Consider the following 19407-nt stretch of genomic DNA (forward strand, 5'->3'; position numbering starts at 1 on the left):
TTCACTCCTGCTAGCATTATAACAATAAAGAAAAAGTTTTTGAATAAGGAGCTAGCTGTTTTATTATGCAACGACTGTGGGTCACGGGTTATCGTAATTACGAATTAAATACTTTTGGTGACAAAGATCCCAAGATAGCAGTAATTAAAGCTGTATTAAAAAAGCAGATGGTTAATTTACTTGAATGTGGACAACTTGATTGGGTAATTACCGGTGCTAATTTAGGTATCGAGCAATGGAGTTGCGAGGTTGCCTTGCAGTTGCGTAAGCAATATCCATTGAGAGTTTCAATTATTACTCCGTACGAAGACTTTGCTAAACGTTGGAATGAAAGTAATCAGGCTAAGCTCTTACAACTGCAGCAGCAAGTTGATTTTTTTGCTAGCACTTCTAGTCAGCCTTATCAAAATTCAGTTCAATTGCGGAATTATCAAAACTTTATGTTGCTTCATACTGATCGAGCCCTAATGATTTATGACCCAGAACAAGAAGGCAAGCCTAAATTTGATTATAGTTTAATCAAAAAGTACCAGGAAACCAAGCAATATCCGCTTGAATTAATCGATTTTTATGATTTACAAGATGCTGCTGAAGAATATCAAGCTGAACAATCAGAAAACAATTTTAATGAATAACTTAAAGTTTGTCTAAAGTTAACTTTTAGGTTTTAAGCAATTGCAGTTTTTGTTAAAATAGAGAGGAAAAATAAAGGAGTTGCAGCGTAATGGCGGATTTAAATGATATTAGTTTATCAACACAAGATATTCTCAAAAAGCAATTTAAAACCAAAGTAAAGGGCATTGATCCAGATGAAGTTGATGCTTTTTTGGATCAAATAATTGCTGATTATGATACTTTTGAACAGATTATTGAAGATCTTTATGGTCAAATTGGGAAACTACAAGGCGAATTGATGACTGACCAAAGAAAGACTCAAGACTTGCAGCAAAAAAATCAGGATCAATCAAGTAGACAACGACTTAACCAGTCCGAAGATGTAAGGACGTATATTCCAACCAGTAGGAACAGTTCTTCAAACTTTGCCTCTGCTAATAGTAAGCAAGAGCCACAGACTGAAAGGTCAACTAATATGGCTATTATTCAGCGAATTTCGACTCTTGAGCGCAAAGTCTATAATTTAGAACAATTAGTTTCAGGGTTACAAAAACAGTAAATTTTGCTATAATATGTATCGGTGTTAATTTTGAGTAGTCGCTGTTTGGCAAATTTGCTGAACTGAGGAAAGTCCACGCACACACAAGCTGCGATGCTTGTAGTGATCGTATTTAGCCCAACAAGCTAAAGAATGTTAAATTACGGCGGAAAAAGTGCTAAGTCTATTCAACGATATGCACGATTATCCTGAAAAGTGCCACAGTGACGGAGCAGTGATGGAAACATTACTGGTGGAACGAGGTAAACCCTGCGAGTGTGCAACCCAAATTTGGTAGGGGCGTCTCAACCTAGGGAATTGAACTAAAGGTTGGATTACTTTTTAATTAAAAGTAAAGATAGATGGCTGCTGAAAGCGGCTTGGCCAAGGCTGCTGGAACAGAACGTGGCTTATAAAAATTTACACAGGCAGCGTTGAGCTTTTCAAAGGGCTCAACGCTTTTTTAAAAATGAAAAGAGCTAAATTATGAAGCAATATCAACTTTATACCACAATGGGTGCTGGATTTGAAAGCGTAGTTGCCAAGGAACTAAATACTTTAGGTTATGAAACACGAACTGAAAACGGACGAGTGTTTTTTCAAGGCGGGCAAACAGATATCGTCAAAACTAACTTATGGCTTAGAACCGCCGATCGAGTTAAAATTTTACTCAAAGAGTTTAAAGCAACAGACTTTGATACACTATATAATGAAGTCTACGAACTCGATTGGGCTGCCTTGTTACCAGTAGATGCTAAGTTTCCAGTTCAAGGACGTTCCGTTAGATCAAAGCTTCACTCTGAACCTGGGATTCAATCAATTGTAAAAAAGGCGATTGTTAATAAGATGGCACAGCAATATCATCGTCGGGGTTTTTTGCCCGAAAGCGGTAATGAATATCCGCTTGATGTTCACTTGTACAAGGATACTGCTCGAATTTCCCTTGATACCACTGGTGCAAGTTTATTTAAGCGTGGCTATCGAATTGAACACGGTGGAGCGCCACTCAAAGAAAATTTTGCGGCTAGTTTGCTAAAATTAACCCCTTATGATGGTAGCCATCCTCTGATTGACCCAATGACAGGTTCTGGTACTTTAGCAATCGAAGCCGCGCTAATTGCTAAAAATATTGCACCTGGTACTTGGCGTAAATTTGCCTTTGATGGGTTTGACTGGTTTGATCCCAAATTACACGACGTAGCATTAGCAGAAGCCAAAAGTAAAGAAAAGGCGCTTGAATCACCAATTTTAGCTAGTGATATTGATCAGTCAATCTTAGAAATCGCCAAATTAAATGCTAATAATGCTGGTGTATTGCAGGATATTGATTTTAAACAAGTTGCTGTTAAAGACTTCACGACTGATTTGAAAAACGGTGTAATTATTGCTAATCCTCCATATGGTAAACGCTTAAAGGATAAAGAAAGTGTAGCTGAGCTTTATCACCAAATGGGAACAGTTTTTCAAAAGTATCCTGACTTTAGTCAATATTATTTAGTTGGAGATCCAGATTTTGAAAAAGAATTTGGCAAGCGTGCTACTAAAAAGCGTAAATTATTTAATGGTAATTTGCGTGTTGACTTTTATCAGTATTGGGCTAATAAAAAATGATTACAAATAATTTAAAGTCAGAATTTTGGATTCTGACTGATACTCATTTAATTGCGGATCAGCTCCATGATAATGGTGCTGCATTTAAGCGTATGCAGCAGACTAGTCAGGGCAAAGACTTAGTATATCAAGAAATTGCCTTAACTGCTTTTTGTAAAATGGCACAAGAAAAAAAGCCAGCAGCCATTATCGTAACTGGTGATTTGACATTTAACGGTGAACTCATTTCGGCTCAAAAATTTCAGGAAATCTTTAGTAAATTAACGCAGACTAAAGTTTTAGTTTTACCTGGTAATCATGATATTTTTGATGGTTGGGCTCGCGGATTTAAAGGGGAAAAGCAACTTTTTACTAAGCAGATCAGTCCTTATGATTGGCGAGAAATTTTTAAGCAATCTTACGCATGTGCTTTTAGTCAGGATCAAAATTCCTTGGCATACAGCGTTCAGCTTAATCCGCAATACTTGTTACTGATGCTTGACTCTAATATTTATGGTCAAAAAGATAGTGTTAAAGCACCAATCACAGAAGGTAGTATTAGCGAAGAGCAAATTATTTGGCTAAGAAAGCAGTTAGATTATGCACAAGAACATGATTTGCGACCATTATTATTCATGCATCACAATTTATACGTTCACAATCCTGCTGTTAATCAAGGTTTTGTGTTAAATAATGCAGCGCAACTTAGGCAGCTATGCGAAAAGTATCAAATTAAGATAGCATTTTCTGGTCATATTCATGCCCAAAATATTATTGGCCCGGTTGAAAAAACGCCGACTATTGAAGTTGTAACCTCAAGTTTTTGCTCTTACGATCAAGCATATGGTGTCGTAAAGCTCGATGATCAAGGTTTACTGTATCAACGAAAAATCTTTGATATGACTCCATATTTGACTGAAGCTGAATTGCAAAATCAAACTGTAGCAAACTTTCATGAATATTTAAAAAATATTCAATTAAAAAATCTTGCTGGTAATTCCAGTGAACAAGGTCCATTATCTCCACTAGAAAGACAAATTAAACAAACTTTTTTGGAGATAAATTATAATTATTTTACGGGTCATAACCATATTAGTTCAGCTGAGCTCAAAAAGTTGACTACTTCAACCGAATATCAAACTTTGATCCAACAAAAGCCGCAGCTGAATAAATATTTGAAATCATTATTTGATACTAGTGACCATAGTAATTTAATTGCTAAGATTATTTATTAAAAGGGATACTAAATTGAACAAAAAGCATTTTATTATTTTGGGACGAGTAGGCCTGATTTACTTTAGCTGGTTACTCGTTATGCTATTTATTAGTCTGATTTTGGTTTATGAAGCAACTAGAATGACCTTTATAATTGCTGCAATTTTAGGTCTGATTTTTATTTTGCTTTTGCTATACACCTATTTTACGTCATATTGGGATAATTCTTATTTTAAGCTTCCTTTTAAAAGCAAATCTACTATTACAAGTCAGCCAAAATTAATTCGTAGCTGGTTTGTATTAGAATTTTATCAATTTAAATTATCTGATTTAGAAAATTATTACTTATTGCGTTTTAATAAGCCGGAGTAGGCTCTGTGTATTAGACGAATGGTTTCAACCATTCGTTTTTTATTTTGATTGCGTTAATTCTTTGGCAAAGTTTGTTATAATGGAACTAATCTATGACAAAGGTGGGACCTAAATTCTAAAATGAAGCGAAATTGGACCAAAAGCACAATTTAAAATTTTTGAATTTATAGAAAGAGGCATGCGCAATGAAAACTGATATTCAAATTGCACAAGAAGCACATACTTTACCAATTAATGAAATAGCCGAAAAAGTCGGTTTAACTAAAGAAGATCTTGAGCCGTATGGCAATGACAAAGCTAAAATTAATTGGCAAGCAATCAAAAGAGTGCGCAATAATGGTCACTTGGGTAAATTGATTTTAGTAACTTCAATTTCACCAACTCCTGCTGGTGAAGGGAAATCTACTATGACAATTGGGTTAGGTGATGCAATCAATAACCAATTACACCAAAAAACTATGGTTGCCTTGCGTGAGCCTTCGATGGGTCCTGTATTTGGGCTAAAAGGTGGTGCAACTGGCGGTGGTCAGGCGCAGATTATTCCGATGGAAGATATTAATTTACATTTTACTGGTGATATGCACGCCTTAACTTCTGCCATTGATACTTTAGCTTCGCTGGTTGATAATTATATCTACCAAGATAATGAATTGGATATTGATCCAGAACGGATTATGTTAAAACGTGGTATAGATGTTAATGACCGTAGCTTGCGCCAAATTACTGTTGGACAAGGTTCCAAGTTTGACGGTGTCGAGCATCAATCAAGTTTTGCAATTACTGTTGCTAATGAACTAATGGCTATTTTATGCTTGGCAACGGATATTAATGATCTCAAACGGCGAATTGGTGATATGCTAGTTGGCTACACTCGAAATAATCAACCTGTTTATGTTAAAGAGTTAGGCTTTGAAGGTGCGATTGCTGCATTATTGTCTAATGCACTAAAGCCCAATTTAGTACAAACTATTGAACATACGCCAACTTTAGTACATGGTGGGCCATTTGCTAATATTGCTCATGGTGCTAACTCAGTTATGGCTACTAATTTGGCTTTACATTTGAGTGACTATACTTTAACTGAAGCTGGTTTTGGTAGTGATCTGGGTGGTCAAAAGTTCATGGATTTTGTTTCAGGAAAATTGGATAAGAAGCCAGATGCCAGTGTAGTAGTAGCAACTGTGCGTGCTTTGAAATATCAAGCTGAGGGCTCAACAGAACATTTAAATGAAGAAAATCTCACTGCTTTACGTAGCGGGTTTGAAAATTTAAATCGGCATATGAATAATATGCGTAATTACGGCGTACCAGTAATTGTTTTAATCAACCGATTTACGACCGATACACAAGAAGAACTTGACCTGTTACAAGATTTAATTAAAGAACAGGGAATTGATTCAAAAGTAGTTGATTATCATGAACAAGGTTCAGAGGGCGGCATTGAAGCAGCTCGAGCAGTTATTGAATTGGCCAACTCAAATAGCGCTGACTTACAAACAACCTATCAAGCTAATGATTCAGTTAAGACAAAAATTGAAAAAGTTGCTAAACAAATTTATCATGCAACTGCTGTTGAATATAGTGACCAAGCTGAAGCTGATATTAACGAATTAGAGAAGCTGGGTAAAGACCAGTTACCTGTCATTATTGCTAAGACACAATATTCTTTCACAGATAATCAAAAGTTGTTAGGAGCTCCTAAAGACTTTACTCTGCATGTTAAAGGAGCAAGCCTGAAGAATGGTGCGGGGTTTATTGTAATTACTACCGGACATGTTTTAGATATGCCAGGTTTACCCAAGCATCCTGCAGCTTTGGATATTGATGTGGATAATGATGGCAAAATTAGTGGGTTATTTTAAAGTTACTTATGCAATTTTTATATTTATTTATTTCGCTAATCATTATTATCGCTGATCAGGGACTTAAATCCCTAATTACTAGTCAATTTGCTGTAGGCGAAGTTCAGCAAATTATTCCTAATATCTTGTCATTTAATTATGTTCGGAATAACGGTGCGGCTTGGAATATTTTGACTGGACAGATGTGGTTATTTTACTTAATTAGTGCTGTAGCCATCTTGGTCTGCTTATATTATTTATTCAATAAGAACTATCGCAGCAAGCTTTTTGACTGGGGACTTGCACTTGTTTTAGGTGGAATTATTGGTAACTTGATTGATCGAATTCATTTACAATATGTGATTGATATGCTTCAGCTTGATTTTATTAATTTTAACATTTTTAACATTGCCGATTCAGCAATTACTATTGGTATTATTTTAGTATTTATTTACCTATTGTTTTTTGACGAGAGTGACAAAGTGAATGACAAATAAATATAAGCTGGTAGTGAAACAAGAACAGGGCCGGTTAGATTCCTTTATTGCAACCCAAATAACCGATCTTTCACGAACTAGGATTAAAGAATTAATTAAGGAAAAGTTGGTCTTGGTCAATGATCAGGTAGCTAAAGCTGCTTACCAAATTCAAAACCAAGATGTGATTGATGTTACTATTCCTGCATTGAAGCCACTTGAGCTAGAGCCTGAGGCAATTACACTAGACATTATTTATGAGGATAAAGATGTTATTGTAGTTAATAAGCCACAAGGAATGGTTGTTCATCCTGCAGCTGGTCATCATCATCACACTCTAGTAAATGCACTTTTATATCATACTAAAGAACTTGCGGCTAGTAATGAAGGCTTTAGACCTGGAATAGTTCATCGGATTGATAAGGACACTTCAGGATTATTGATGGTTGCCAAAAACACCCATTCACGGCAAAGTTTAGAAAAGCAGTTGGCACATAAAACGAATAAGCGTCAATATTTAGCAATCGTGCATGGTAATTTTACTGAAAAGACCGGTCTGATCGATGCACCAATTGGTCGTAATCAGTTTAATCGTAAAAAAATGGCGGTTGTTGATCAGGGTAAGGCAGCACGCACCCATTTTACTGTATTAGAGCAATTTGCCAATTATAGCTTGATAGCTTGCAGGCTAGAAACAGGCAGAACTCACCAAATTCGGGTACACCTAGCTTACATTGGGCATCCAGTAGCTGGTGATCCATTATATGGTCCTCATCATACCTTAAGTGGTCACGGACAATTTTTGCATGCGCAAGTTTTAGGATTTTACCAACCAAGTTCGGGTAAATGGTTAGAATTTAAGGCTGATCCGCCAGCAATTTTTAAGCAAAGATTGTCTGAATTAAGAAAAACAAAGTGACAAAATGAAACGATATTTAATTCTTGAAGATGGTAGTTCATATGCTGGTGAAGCAATTGGCGCATCAATTATTTCAACCGGAGAGTTAGCAATTCAAACAGGAAATTTTGGTTATCAAGAAGCTTTAACAGATCCGACTAATGCAGGTAAAATCTTGGTTTTTACTACACCGATGATTGGTGGTAATGGCATCAATGCAATTGATTATGAGAGCATCAATCCAAGTGTTAAAGGAATCATTGCTAATGATGTTGCTCTAAATATTTCTGATAGCGATAATTTTCAAGATTTAGATTCTTTTTTGCAAGAAAAAAAGATACCTGCAATTTATCATGTTGACACTCGGGCTTTAGTACACCGCTTGATTGCAAAAAACAGTCTTAAGGCTTCTATTATGGATACAGATGATGAGCATGCTTTTGATCAAATTAAGGCGCTGGTCCTTCCCAAAAATAAATCTGCTGCGGTTTCAACTAAGAATGCATATGCTGCACCAAATGTTGGTAAAACTGTAGCGGTTTTAGATTTGGGACTTAAGCATTCCTTATTACGCGAATTATCGCTAAGGCAAATTAATGTTACTGTATTACCTTGGAATGCCTCAGTAACCGATATTGAGAATCTGCGACCCGATGGAATTATTATTTCCAATGGACCTGGCAAAGTGGCTGAGGTCAAAACTGAGTTGACACCAATACTAACCTATTTTTATCGTCAACTGCCTATTTGGGGAGTTGGGTTAGGCTTTCTGGTATTAAGTGATTTTTTAAATTTTGAGTTAGCCGATTTATCCGAAGAGTATAATGGTACTAATTATCCTGTGATAGAACTGCATTCTCGAAAAATTTGGCAGGTAGCAGTAAACATCAAACAACTTATCTCACTTGATAGTAGTAAGGTGCTTGAACAACAATATTTGGAACTACATAGCAACTTGGTAGCTGGATTTAGTGATCAGCAGAATAAAGTTATTGCTACTGCGTTCAATGCAGAAGGTGCGCCTGGAAGTCGTGATGCTATTGAAATTTTTGATGATTTTATAAAGATGATGGTGTAAATTATGCCTTTAGAAAAGGATTTAGATAAAGTCCTAATCATTGGATCAGGTCCTACTTTAATTGGTAGTGTTGCTGAAACTGATATTCTAACTTTAGATGCGATAAATGCACTTTTAGAAGAGGATATTCAAGTCGTATTAGTAAATCCTAATCCAGCAACTATTTCGACAGACAAAAGAGCTGGAGTTACTGTTTACTTAGAACCAATGACATTAGCTTTCTTAAAAAGAATTATTCGAATGGAAGAACCAGACGCGATTCTTTCAGCTTATGGGTCAACTACCGCGCTCACGGCGACTAGACAGTTGCTTAATGATGGAATTTTGACGCAAATGCAGATCAGACTCTTATCATTAAATGAAGAGACTTTGCGGCTTACTTCTCATCAAAAAATGGCTGATTTTCTTGAACAACAGCAACTCCCCGTCAGTCACTATCAAGATTTAGTTAGTCTTGATACCGAAAATTTAGTAATTGAATTGTCTAATAACGTTACATTTCCTGCGCTATTGGTAAAAGAAGATCCTTATTTAGCTAGTGAAAAAATTGTATTCAAGACTGTGGAGACTCTAGTTGATTATCTAAATAGTGAACGCAAAAAAGGTGATTTTTCCTATCAAAATTATCGTTTGGTAGAAGATTTATCTGATTTTGGTGAAGTTATCGTTAATGTAATTCGTGATAAAAGCGGTAATGTTCTTTTTACCAATTTTGCTGATTCAATTGAAACTGTTGCAATTAATTCAGGTGATTCTGCATTAGTCATGCCTGCTTTAACCCTAAATAATGACCAAATTCAATTACTAAAGCAGATCGCGCAAAAGATTGCTGCTAAATTGGACATAGTTGGTATTTTAAATATTCACTTTGCCGTTAAACATGACGGCACAAAATTTACAGCAAAAGTTTTGACTATCAAACCACGATTGACCCGCAGTGCTATTTGGGCTCAAAGAACCAGCCTATATAGTGTTGGCTATGTTGTGTGTAAGGTTGCATTAGGCTATCACTTGAACGAAATCCTTGATCCTGTATCTGGACTAAATGCAGCAGTTGAACCTATTCAAGATCAGGTAGCAATCAGGTTGCCGTATTGGTCACTTACGCAAGCAGGAATCAATCACTATCATTTAGGCAAAAAAATGCAGGCTAGTGGCGAAGCACTTGGGGTTGGCCAGAATTTTGAAGCGGCATTTTTAAAGGCATTAGCATCCACTAGTAATTTAAAACTAGTGGTTACAATTTTTGAAACAGAAGTAATTAAAGATAATCAGGAAATTATTAACGATCTAGTGGAACCTGATGAATTACACCTAGTAAAACTGCTAGCCGCGATTGCAAGTGGGATAGAGTACCAAGAGTTGCAACAAGTGTTGCATCTACACCCAGTTTATTTTCAAAAATTTCAGCGAATTAGTCGCATTTGGACTGCTTTAACTAAAGGTAAACTAAGTGAGCCATTATTAGTCGCAGCGAAAAGAAGTGGCTTCAGTAATGAACTAATCGCTAAGTTAAGTGGTTTAAATCCAGCGCTAATTCAAGCAGCTTGTCAAAATGCGCAAATAACTTCTGCCTATTTACAAATTGATGGTTCAGCTGGTTTTTATTCTCCCAAAGTTCAAGCGTACTACAATGCTTTTGGTGTCCAAGACGAAGTTGACAGCCTCGCTGGGCAAAAAAAAGTATTGGTAATCGGTATGTTGCCGTCGCAAGTTTCTGTCACTAGTGAATTCGATTACATGATTAGTCATGCACTAGTAACTTTACATAATAATGGTTATGTAACCATTTTGCTTTCAAATAACGACGAATCTGTTGCCACTAGCTATCAAGCAGCAGATCGAGTTTATTTTGATCCAATTACTGTTGAACGGATTCTTGATATTTGTCATAAAGAGAATATTAAGGAAGTTTTATTACAGTTTTCAGGAAAGAAAGTCAATGCTTTAAATAAACGGTTAACCGAAAGTGGCATAACCATTCTTGGTACTAAGGGAGAAAATCCAAAAGATAAGATAGATTATGTTTTATCATCATTAAATGGACCTTTAAAGCAAACATCAGTTTTGACTACAACTGATAGTAGTCAAGTCGACCTGTTCATTCAGCAACATGAATTTCCCATTTTAATTGGCGGTTTCAACAATCAAGGAGTAAAACAAAAATCAGCTGTAGTTTACGATTCACCTGCATTGCAAAAATACTTGCAGGAGAATCATCTATCTAAAATTAGTTTATCGACTTTTATTGAAGGGCATAAATATGAAATAACTGCAATTTCAGACGGAACTGACGTGACAATACCAGGAATTATTGAACATTTAGAACAAACTGGGACTCATGCCTCTGATTCAATTGCAGTATTTAAACCGCAAAATTTATCAGCACGTAATCAAGCCAAACTAATTCAATACACCATTAAATTAGTTCAGCAAATAAATTTGCGTGGAATTTTTACCTTACACTTTTTAATAGTTAAGCAAGATATTTATTTGTTACAAATCAAACCTTATGCAGGACATAATATTGCCTTTTTATCGCAAGCGTTGGGACAGGATATTACTGACTGTGCAACTCAAGTCTTGACGGGACAAAATTTGCCATCACTAGGATATCCCAGTGGTTTGTGGAATTCTAACAATTTTATCCATGTTAAGATGCCTGTATTCTCATATGTAAATTACAATAGCGGCAACACCTTTGATTCTAAGATGAAATCCTCAGGGTCTGTGATGGGACGTGATACTAAATTAGCTAAGGCTTTATATAAGGGATATGAAGCTAGCGGGCTTACCATTCCTAGCTTTGGAACGATTTTTATCTCTGTGCGTGATAGTGATAAAAAACAAATGACCGGATTAGCACAACGCTTTTATCGGTTAGGTTTTAAAATCATTGCAACTGAGGGTACGGCTAATGCTTTTGCGGAAGCTGGAATGACAACTATGGTAGTTTCTAAAGTTCATGCGGATTCTAATAATTTATTAGAAAAAATCCGGCAACATAGAATAAAGATGGTAATTAACGTTCCTAGCTTTTCGGATATTGCCAGTGGTGACGCTATAAAGATTAGAGATGAGGCATTAAACACTCATATTCCAGTTTTTTCTAGTATTGAGACTACAGAATTAATTTTAAATGTCTTAGAATCACTAGCTTTAACTACACAACCAATTTAATTTTTTGCTTAAGCAAAAACCGAGGATATTCGTCCTCGGTTTTTTTAGTTAATTCTTCTACTTAAAACCTGTTCTTGTTCAGGAGTTACATCAATTGAATTCTGTCCAGTATAAATAACAAACCCGGGCTTAGCACCGTTAGGCTTTTTGACTCGTTTATCTTTAACATAATCAACCGTTACATGAGCTGAATCTTTTGCTTTAGAAAAATAAGCTGCAATCTCAGCTGCTTCAATAACATCTTGATCACTTATTTCATTTGCTTGTACAATTACATGTGAACCAGGAATATTTTTGACATGAAACCACCAATCTTGCTTATCAGCCTTTTTAAAAGTAAGCCAATCATTTTGATAATTGTTTTTACCAACTAAAACAGTTTTTCCAGAAGATAGTTGAAACTTATTAAGATTGCGTTCGGTCATTTTTTTGGCACGCTTTTGCTTAGGCTGTTTGCGGATGTAGCCTTGATTAGTTAGCTCATCAGTAATTTGATCGATATCTTGTGGCTCTGCATTGTCAATTGCTGTTTGAATTGACTCAAAGTAATTTAAATTAGTTTGCGCAATCTGAATCTGCTCTTTAACATGCTTAATTGAATCACGTAACTTTTTGTAACGCTTAAAATACTTTTGACCATTTCTAGCAGGGGAGAGAGCGGCATCTAACTTGATTTCAAGTAAATGACTATTATCATAATAATTCGGCAATTCGATTTTGGTCATTCCCGGTTTCACTTTCGATAAATTAGCATTTAAAATTTCGCCTCTAATGCGATAACCCTCAGAATTTTCAGCTTGATCAAGTTGCTTTTGCAGTTTAGCAATTTTCTTAGTTAACTTTTTTTGTTCATTTTTGATAATCCGCTCAATTTGGCGTGCTTTTTGCCTGACCCAATCCTGGTTAGCTTGATATTGGTAAAATTCATCAAGTGCATGATTTAGATCAGTATCATAACTCTCTTTAACTAAATCCAAATGATAGGGTAAATACGGAAAGATTTTCCGTTTATTTTGGCGTGTTTTTAGAATAAAGGCACCACTTTTATCAAATTGCTCAATAAAAGTGCGAAATGATGAATATGAATTGTTATCTTCTAAATATCCGATTAACTCATTGCGATCATCACGATCAAGTCCACTAATTTGGCCAGCAAATTCTTCAAAATTGCTATTTAAAGTCTTTTGCTTAAATTCAGTCTCTGAAAGGTCAAAACCGTTAATTCCAGGAGTAAGGGGAGGCAGCTCATATTTTGCTTTAGGTAACAACAGGCGCGCCCGATTTTCGTCCGGATTAACTCGCTTTAACAAGTCAATAATCTGCTTAGTTTGTTCATTATAGAGAATAACATTACTGTGACGTCCCATCAATTCAACAGATAAAATTAACTGGACTTGATCGCCAAGTTCGTTGTGGTTACTAAAACGAAAGTTCACAATGCGATCAACGCTTACTTGATCAATTGCTAACAGAATTGAGCCCTCTAAATACTTACGTAGCACCATTACAAAAGTTGGAGCTTTGTCTGGATTAGTAATCGTTTGGTTAGTTAAATAAAACCTTGGATTTTGTGCATTAGCAGAGAGCAATAATTGATAATTTTTACGTTCTTTTCTAAAAGTTAATACCAAATCTTGATTGAAAGGTTGGTAAATTTTTGCTAAACGACTGTTTACTAAAATTGGTCGTAAGTCTTTTAATAGGCTATGAATAAATAAGCCATCAAATGCCATAATATCACCTCAAAGTATGACTTCTATTATAGCAATTATTCATGAAGATGTATATTAGTTACAAATCTTAAAATAAGTTACTTATATAAATATATTAACATTTTTGATTTTAATGAAGAAATTATTGTAAAAAACTGGTATACTGTTGATATAGCTTAATGATCATCTATAAGTAATAACTATAAGATTAAATTAATAAGTGATTTAATGCGAAACGCTAATTCATAAATGTTTCACAAAATTGCTTTTGGGAGAAATTTTAAACATATGAATATTTTGGTTTTTAATACGATTGCAAACAATATCACAAGTGCCATTAAACAAAAGTGTGATCTGAACCTTTCACAAACTAGAATTTTGCTATATTTTGATCAACATCATAATCATGAACTAACAATTGGCAAGTTAGCTACTGAACTAGGAATTGCATTATCAACACTCAGTAGACAGCTGCATCAAAATCAAACAGAAACTTTAATAGCTATTGGTCACTCTGATAGAGATTCGAGTAAGCTGATTAGTCTAAATAAGCAAGGTTTGCAAAAAGTTAATGAATTAAAACAAGCCTTGGTTGAAATTGAAAATTCTCTATTCAGTAAATTAAGTAATCCAGAAACAGCTATGTTAGATGAAGTACTTACCAAGCTATTATAAATAAAGCAAATCTATATCTCCATTCACGCTAGCTAGCGCTTTGCTCTTGGTAACTCGAAACACTAGCCGTTGTATGCTATAATTCTTGTATCATATCAAGATTTTAAATGTGGAAGGTAAATTATAGATGAAGATTGCATTGGTTACGGATAGTACTAGTGGTATAACTGAGCAGGAAGCAGCGGAAAATCAAATTATTGTTGTTCCCATTCCAATTATTATTGGTAGTAAAGAATATTTAGAAGGCGTAGATATTACTTCTGAACAATTATTTGAACTACAACGTCAAGGAGCAGAATTTCCCAAGACTTCTCAACCTAGCATGGGTGAAATGATTTCACTGTTTAATAGACTGCATAGTGAAGGCTATGAAGCAATTATTGCGATTACATTATCAAGTGGAATTTCTGGCTTTTACCAGAATTTAACTAATATTGCGAAAAATAATCCAGAATATAATTTACACCCGTTTGATTCTAAAATGACGGTTCGTTTGCAAGGAGATTTAGTTTTAGCGGCTGCCAAGATGATTAAAAATAATGTTAAATTAGATTGCATTCTAGCTAATTTAGCTAAAATCGATGATACAATCGACGAATTATTTGTTGTCAATGATTTAAACAATCTAAGTCATGGTGGTCGGCTAAGTAATGCAGGTGCTTTTATTGGCTCAATGCTTAATATTAAACCATTGTTAACTTTTGAAGATGGAAATATTGTAGCTTTTGACAAAATCAGGTCTATTAAACGTGCTCTCACTAAAATCGAATCGTTGACTTTGAAAAAGATTAACGACTTACCATATAAAGATCAGCTAAAATTATTTGTTATTGACTCAAATGATGAAAGTCAAGCGCAAGAAGCTAAAAAGTTTCTGTTAAAGAATTTCCTAGGTAAAACAATTTCAGAAACTAAATTTAGTCCAGTAATTGCTACTCACTTGGGTGAAAAATCATTAGCAATTGGTTGGATGATTGATATTGATCAAATAGATTTAACTAAATAAAAGCAGCATATCAGAGCTGCTTTTTTCTGTGGGGGAATAACAATGATTAAAAAAGATGAGTTAATTAATTGGGCAGTTGAATTGCAAAGCATTGCTCAAAATGGCTTAGAATATGGTCATGATCGATTTGACTTAGAACGATATGAAAGAATTCGTGAGATTGCTAGTGAAATGATGACTGCTAAGTCTAATTTACCACTTGAGCAAGTAAAAAATTTATTTAGTAGTGAAGATGGCTATCAAACACCTAAATTAGGAACAAGAGCTGCAATTTTTAAAGACAAACAAATTTTATTAGTACGCGAAACTACAGATGGTAAATGGTCACTACCAGGCGGCTGGTGTGAACCCAATGTTTCTGTGGAAGCTAATTGTCTTAAAGAGGTTGAAGAAGAAGCAGGCAGAAAAGTTGTTGTAAAACGAGTCATTGCTTTACGTAATCACACACATAAAACACGTCAGGAACGAATTATTAACGTCTGCAATGTCTTTTTTCTGTGCCAGGAAGTTAAAGGAAATTTCGTTAAGAACACAGAAACAGATGACTGTCAGTATTTTGCCTTTAACGATTTACCTGAATTATCTGAAGAAAGAAATAGTAAACAAGAACTTGCCATGTGTTTTGCAGCTAATGAAGATGCAAACTGGCAAACGACATTTGAATAAATAAAAAAATGCTTGTTACAAGCATTTTTTTATTCTCCTTTATTAGAAGATATTTCATTTAGAGCAGCTCGCTGCTTTCCTTGGTCAACATGAGTGTATAAATCTGTTGCGGAAGTGCCTTTTTGCCCCAACTGCTGAGCAACTAATACCTGGTCCTTAGTGACACTGTATAATTCAGAAGCTAGCGTGTGACGTAATTTATGGGGGGTTAGAGGATGCCCAAAGCTAGCGGAGTATTTATTGACCATCTTTTCAATTGCATTAGTAGTGATGCGTTTTGTTTGATTATGCCAACGAGTTAGAAAAAAAGCATGTACATTTTTACTAGCAGAGTATCGCTTACGGCGTATTTTTTGATAACTGGTAAGATAGTCTAAAGTCCATTCAGCAATCGGTACACTGTCTCGTTGCCCTCCTTTACGAGTCACATCAAGGCTCGCTTGCTTAAAGTTCAAATCTGCTAAATTTACCCCAGCACATTCTGAAACTCTAATACCAGTTCCTAAAATTAAGGCAACAATGGCTAAATCTCGTTCCTTATTAATTTTAAAGGCGGGCAAAGCTTGTTTATTACAAACATGCTCGTATTTTTGCTCGATAAAATCTAAAAATTGATACTTTAATTCTCCAGTGTACATATGGGATTCCAAGACATGTGCCCGGTAATTCAACGTCTTAGTATTATTCAACGAGTCAATCTTTAGCATAACATTGCGTTCAAAGTATGGCTTTCCATGGTTATCGTCCGATGTAATAGTTAAATATTTGAAAAGGGAACGTAATGCATTAATCGAGCGGTTAATTGTAGTTGGAGAATTCAAGTGTCCCTGTTGGTTTTTAATATGACCTAAATATTCAATATAGAGCATAATGTCATTGCGCCTTAAGTTGGCCAATGTAGTAGTGGTTACTTGACGATTATTTTTGGCTGGGGAAATTCCCTGATTGCGCAACCAATCAAAAAAGCGACGAATTTCGGTTAAGTATTGATAAGTAGTGGTTAAAGAATGAGTAGTGCCAAAATTATATTCTTTAACAAAGTCGGGTAACCGAGTTAATTCGGCTTCAATTAAGTTTAAATATCTTTTGGTTTCCACGATAAATCTCCTTAAATATAGCGATCCGATAACATGGGTCAAGAGGGTAGGTTGACAGATTAATTTTTAAATCGATCATTAAAATTAATAACTTAGAATAGGAATAAGCGTCGTTTTGAAGTTTGATTAATAAAAAAGTATTCACTAGGAAAGAATAAGTTTTTTTATCTGCTATCATTAAAATTATAGTTTTAATGATAGCAGATAAAAAAAGCTCATGCAAGTCACTTATTTTCATAAGTTCTGTAAAAATCTATTATTGTTCATTACTATTAACTTACTAATTTTACCTTGTAATACCGTTTATTAATTTGCTAGCTTAAAACAAGCATTCATCACAGTAAGTAATGTTAACATTTCAAGATAAATTTAAATAATTATGATGCTTAAATAGTAAATATAAACGAACAATCTCTGAACTATGCGAGAGCTAACTTACTAATTTTAAATATAGCTAGCTCAACAAGCTTGGCATGATCTTAACGCTAAATTTAAAATTTAATGGTTTTAAACAACTGCGATCTCAATATGCTTTATTCTGAATATTTTTCAGAGTAACTTTACATAATATATATTATACGAAGTTGCAACGATGATAATTAAAGCACATCCTATTTCAGGTGTTGCCATTATTTTACATATATTTTACTTGCTTGCTAATTGATCAATGATGTTACATACTAGTACTAGCTAAAACTGATAGATTCTCATCAAAAAATTTATTTTTTACTAAAATAAATTTTCAGGATGCAATTTTAAGCGTTTTCTGTTAAAATTTATATAGGTACATTTAATGGGTAGAAATAATTATTGATTAAAATGTAACCTGCTTTTATAGCAAGTGATTACCCGCTTTAAATTAAAATCAATTAATTTTTGGCATTTCATTTTAAGTACACTTTTTATAAGTGCATTTTATTTGAATTATTTCGAAATTAACATAGAATATTATTTGGGGTATAAATTTAAAACATTTTATTTGATCTATTTCTTTTTGAGAATTAGTTGTTTTACTTATTATTTTTATTGTTTTATTCTACAATAATCTGTTATTATGGATATTATGGAATCATATTTTTGAAAGGGTTGATTTATTCCATGAGTATAAATTTAGGAAAAGAAATTTGCCGTCGTCGACGGGAACAAAAGTTAACACAAGAAGATCTTGCAGAACTAAGCGATTTGTCAGTTAACTTTATCTCACGTCTTGAGCGGACTAAGAATCAAAATATTAGTATTCAGAAATTGGATTCAATTGCTAGAGCTTTGAATACCACTACACCTGATATTATTATGAATGCTTACCGCTTTAAAGAAGTTAAGGCAGAAAATCATCAAGATAATACACCTGTGTTCATTAAAAAAGTTCTTAACGAACTAAGAAAAATGGAACCAGAAAAAGCTGAAAGAGTGTGCAAGGCTTTCATTATCTTAACTAAAGAAATTAATAAAGATTAATTTAAAACAAAAAAATAGCTAGTGGATTAATTCCCCTAGCTATTTTTTTGTTTTAATTAAAAGCTTCCGTTAAAGGCGGAACAACTTGCTTTTTACGTGAAACCACTCCAGGTAAACTAACTTCAGAATCAGTTATCTCACCAAAGGCACGCTCAAACAGCTGCACTGCTGCAGTTGAACCAGTTACCAAGGCTGTTGAATCAGAATCTAGCACATTAGTAATTAATAACATGAACAAATCGTAATTATTTGCTGCAGACTCTGCTTTCATGGCTTGTAAAAATTCTGCTTTACGTTCCATGGCTTCTGGTAGATCAACTACGTTAATTTGAGCAACTCGAACATTTTTACCATTAAGGGTAAAACTTTTAGCATCCAAATTGATTAAATCTTGTTCCGACTTATCAGCAATATTGGTCCCAGCTTTTAATTCTTCTAAACCATATTTTTGATAATCAACTTCAGCAATCTTAGCCAGTGCTTCAACAGCTTGATGATCATCCTTGGTCGTAGTTGGCGACTTAAGCAATAAAGTGTCAGAAATAATAGCTGATAACATTATTCCAGCAATATTTTTAGGAATTTCTATCCCATAATGTTGAAATAACTTCCAAACAATAGTACTAGTACAACCAACTGGTTGAGCCAGATAAAACAGTGGCAAGTTTGTTTTAAAATTCATGATTCGGTGATGGTCAACCACGTGTGTTACAGATACTTGGTCAATATCTGACACACTTTGTTGCGGTTCATTATGATCAACCAGCATCACTTTTTCTACTTCATTAGCTGCAGTTTGAATTACACGCGGTGCTTCAAAACCAAAATATTTTAGTGCAAAGGTAGTTTCATCATTAGGCTTTCCTAGAGCAACTGCTTCCGTATTAAATCCCCGCTGATTTTGCAAATATGAATATGCAATTGCTGTACCAATTGCGTCAGTATCAGGACTTTGATGTCCAAAAACTAATTCTTTTTCCATTCGTAAAC

At 34.6% G+C, this 19407-nt stretch carries 17 protein-coding genes and 1 other RNA gene; 15 read left to right on the forward strand and 3 right to left on the reverse strand.

Annotation, left to right across the window (positions count from 1 at the left end; genetic code table 11):
- The first annotated feature begins 65 nt into the window (after positions 1 to 65).
- The 11 genes from OZX56_RS04400 (at position 66) to OZX56_RS04450 (ending at position 11803) form a co-directional block, all read left to right on the forward strand.
- The gene (locus OZX56_RS04400) at positions 66 to 635 is read left to right on the forward strand and encodes a DUF1273 domain-containing protein (protein ID WP_277139044.1); all 570 of its coding nucleotides are present in this window, start codon (positions 66 to 68) and stop codon (positions 633 to 635) included.
- A gap of 89 nt (positions 636 to 724) precedes the next feature.
- On the forward strand, positions 725 to 1174 hold the full coding sequence (locus tag OZX56_RS04405; RefSeq protein ID WP_277139046.1) for a DivIVA domain-containing protein: 450 nt from the start codon (positions 725 to 727) through the stop codon (positions 1172 to 1174).
- A 26-nt stretch (positions 1175 to 1200) separates the two neighbouring features.
- Positions 1201 to 1571, forward strand: an RNA gene (rnpB, locus tag OZX56_RS04410) — RNase P RNA component class B.
- Positions 1572 to 1639: 68 nt separating this feature from the next.
- Positions 1640 to 2764 (forward strand): class I SAM-dependent RNA methyltransferase, encoded by a 1125-nt coding sequence (locus OZX56_RS04415; protein WP_277139047.1) that lies wholly within the window; start codon positions 1640 to 1642, stop codon positions 2762 to 2764.
- The gene (locus OZX56_RS04420) at positions 2761 to 3978 is read left to right on the forward strand and encodes a metallophosphoesterase (protein WP_277139048.1); all 1218 of its coding nucleotides are present in this window, start codon (positions 2761 to 2763) and stop codon (positions 3976 to 3978) included. Before OZX56_RS04415 ends, OZX56_RS04420 begins: the two co-directional genes overlap by 4 nt.
- A 13-nt stretch (positions 3979 to 3991) precedes the next feature.
- Positions 3992 to 4330, forward strand: coding sequence for an acyltransferase (locus tag OZX56_RS04425; RefSeq protein WP_277139049.1), 339 nt, complete (start codon positions 3992 to 3994; stop codon positions 4328 to 4330).
- A gap of 185 nt (positions 4331 to 4515) precedes the next feature.
- A complete protein-coding gene (locus OZX56_RS04430; protein ID WP_277139050.1) occupies positions 4516 to 6192 on the forward strand; it encodes a formate--tetrahydrofolate ligase in 1677 nt (558 codons plus the stop codon).
- Between the two features lie 8 nt (positions 6193 to 6200).
- Positions 6201 to 6668 (forward strand): signal peptidase II, encoded by a 468-nt coding sequence (lspA, locus tag OZX56_RS04435; RefSeq protein WP_277139051.1) that lies wholly within the window; start codon positions 6201 to 6203, stop codon positions 6666 to 6668.
- Entirely contained in the window at positions 6658 to 7566 is a 909-nt protein-coding gene (locus OZX56_RS04440; RefSeq protein WP_277139052.1) for an RluA family pseudouridine synthase, read from the forward strand. Before lspA ends, OZX56_RS04440 begins: the two co-directional genes overlap by 11 nt.
- Positions 7567 to 7570: 4 nt before the next feature.
- Positions 7571 to 8623, forward strand: a complete 1053-nt coding sequence (locus OZX56_RS04445) for a carbamoyl phosphate synthase small subunit (protein WP_277139053.1) — start codon at positions 7571 to 7573, stop codon at positions 8621 to 8623.
- Positions 8624 to 8626: 3 nt separating this feature from the next.
- Positions 8627 to 11803 carry a carbamoyl phosphate synthase large subunit gene (locus tag OZX56_RS04450; protein WP_277139054.1) on the forward strand — a complete coding sequence of 1059 codons (3177 nt, stop codon included), beginning with the start codon at positions 8627 to 8629 and terminating at the stop codon, positions 11801 to 11803.
- 44 nt (positions 11804 to 11847) lie between these two features.
- On the opposite strand, the gene OZX56_RS04455 is transcribed toward OZX56_RS04450, so the two are convergent.
- On the reverse strand, positions 11848 to 13536 hold the full coding sequence (locus OZX56_RS04455; RefSeq protein WP_277139055.1) for an NFACT RNA binding domain-containing protein: 1689 nt from the start codon (positions 13534 to 13536) through the stop codon (positions 11848 to 11850).
- Positions 13537 to 13803: 267 nt separating this feature from the next.
- Between OZX56_RS04455 and OZX56_RS04460 the strand changes: the two genes are divergently transcribed.
- The 3 genes from OZX56_RS04460 to OZX56_RS04470 all read left to right on the forward strand — a co-directional run bounded on the left by OZX56_RS04460 (position 13804) and on the right by OZX56_RS04470 (position 15862).
- Positions 13804 to 14190, forward strand: a complete 387-nt coding sequence (locus OZX56_RS04460; protein ID WP_277126435.1) for a MarR family transcriptional regulator — start codon at positions 13804 to 13806, stop codon at positions 14188 to 14190.
- 127 nt (positions 14191 to 14317) lie between these two features.
- Complete coding sequence (locus OZX56_RS04465; protein ID WP_277139056.1) at positions 14318 to 15196, forward strand: DegV family protein; 879 nt, start codon at positions 14318 to 14320, stop codon at positions 15194 to 15196.
- A 42-nt stretch (positions 15197 to 15238) separates the two neighbouring features.
- Complete coding sequence (locus OZX56_RS04470; protein WP_277139057.1) at positions 15239 to 15862, forward strand: NUDIX hydrolase N-terminal domain-containing protein; 624 nt, start codon at positions 15239 to 15241, stop codon at positions 15860 to 15862.
- A 29-nt stretch (positions 15863 to 15891) separates the two neighbouring features.
- Here OZX56_RS04470 and xerS read toward each other — a convergent pair whose 3' ends face one another.
- Positions 15892 to 16959: a tyrosine recombinase XerS gene (gene xerS, locus OZX56_RS04475; protein ID WP_277139058.1), complete on the reverse strand. Its 1068-nt coding sequence runs from the start codon at positions 16957 to 16959 to the stop codon at positions 15892 to 15894.
- A gap of 1098 nt (positions 16960 to 18057) precedes the next feature.
- Between xerS and OZX56_RS04480 the strand changes: the two genes are divergently transcribed.
- Complete coding sequence (locus OZX56_RS04480) at positions 18058 to 18417, forward strand: helix-turn-helix transcriptional regulator (RefSeq protein ID WP_277126431.1); 360 nt, start codon at positions 18058 to 18060, stop codon at positions 18415 to 18417.
- Positions 18418 to 18469: 52 nt separating this feature from the next.
- Here OZX56_RS04480 and OZX56_RS04485 read toward each other — a convergent pair whose 3' ends face one another.
- Complete coding sequence (locus OZX56_RS04485) at positions 18470 to 19399, reverse strand: manganese-dependent inorganic pyrophosphatase (protein WP_277139059.1); 930 nt, start codon at positions 19397 to 19399, stop codon at positions 18470 to 18472.
- Between the last annotated feature and the right edge of the window lie 8 nt (positions 19400 to 19407).

Origin of the sequence: Lactobacillus sp. ESL0684 (assembly GCF_029392675.1) — a bacterium.
Taxonomy (GTDB): domain Bacteria; phylum Bacillota; class Bacilli; order Lactobacillales; family Lactobacillaceae; genus Lactobacillus.

What these genes read in the sequence shown, in the direction of transcription:
- OZX56_RS04400 (WP_277139044.1), top strand. Translation starts at nt 66, where the DNA reads ATGCAACGACTGTGGGTCACGGGTTATCGTAATTACGAATTAAATACT.
- OZX56_RS04405 (WP_277139046.1), top strand. Translation starts at nt 725, where the DNA reads ATGGCGGATTTAAATGATATTAGTTTATCAACACAAGATATTCTCAAA.
- OZX56_RS04415 (WP_277139047.1), top strand. Translation starts at nt 1,640, where the DNA reads ATGAAGCAATATCAACTTTATACCACAATGGGTGCTGGATTTGAAAGC.
- OZX56_RS04420 (WP_277139048.1), top strand. Translation starts at nt 2,761, where the DNA reads ATGATTACAAATAATTTAAAGTCAGAATTTTGGATTCTGACTGATACT.
- OZX56_RS04430 (WP_277139050.1), top strand. Translation starts at nt 4,516, where the DNA reads ATGAAAACTGATATTCAAATTGCACAAGAAGCACATACTTTACCAATT.
- lspA (WP_277139051.1), top strand. Translation starts at nt 6,201, where the DNA reads ATGCAATTTTTATATTTATTTATTTCGCTAATCATTATTATCGCTGAT.
- OZX56_RS04440 (WP_277139052.1), top strand. Translation starts at nt 6,658, where the DNA reads ATGACAAATAAATATAAGCTGGTAGTGAAACAAGAACAGGGCCGGTTA.
- OZX56_RS04445 (WP_277139053.1), top strand. Translation starts at nt 7,571, where the DNA reads ATGAAACGATATTTAATTCTTGAAGATGGTAGTTCATATGCTGGTGAA.
- OZX56_RS04450 (WP_277139054.1), top strand. Translation starts at nt 8,627, where the DNA reads ATGCCTTTAGAAAAGGATTTAGATAAAGTCCTAATCATTGGATCAGGT.
- OZX56_RS04455 (WP_277139055.1), bottom strand. Translation starts at nt 13,536, where the DNA reads ATGGCATTTGATGGCTTATTTATTCATAGCCTATTAAAAGACTTACGA.
- OZX56_RS04460 (WP_277126435.1), top strand. Translation starts at nt 13,804, where the DNA reads ATGAATATTTTGGTTTTTAATACGATTGCAAACAATATCACAAGTGCC.
- OZX56_RS04465 (WP_277139056.1), top strand. Translation starts at nt 14,318, where the DNA reads ATGAAGATTGCATTGGTTACGGATAGTACTAGTGGTATAACTGAGCAG.
- OZX56_RS04470 (WP_277139057.1), top strand. Translation starts at nt 15,239, where the DNA reads ATGATTAAAAAAGATGAGTTAATTAATTGGGCAGTTGAATTGCAAAGC.
- OZX56_RS04480 (WP_277126431.1), top strand. Translation starts at nt 18,058, where the DNA reads ATGAGTATAAATTTAGGAAAAGAAATTTGCCGTCGTCGACGGGAACAA.
- OZX56_RS04485 (WP_277139059.1), bottom strand. Translation starts at nt 19,399, where the DNA reads ATGGAAAAAGAATTAGTTTTTGGACATCAAAGTCCTGATACTGACGCA.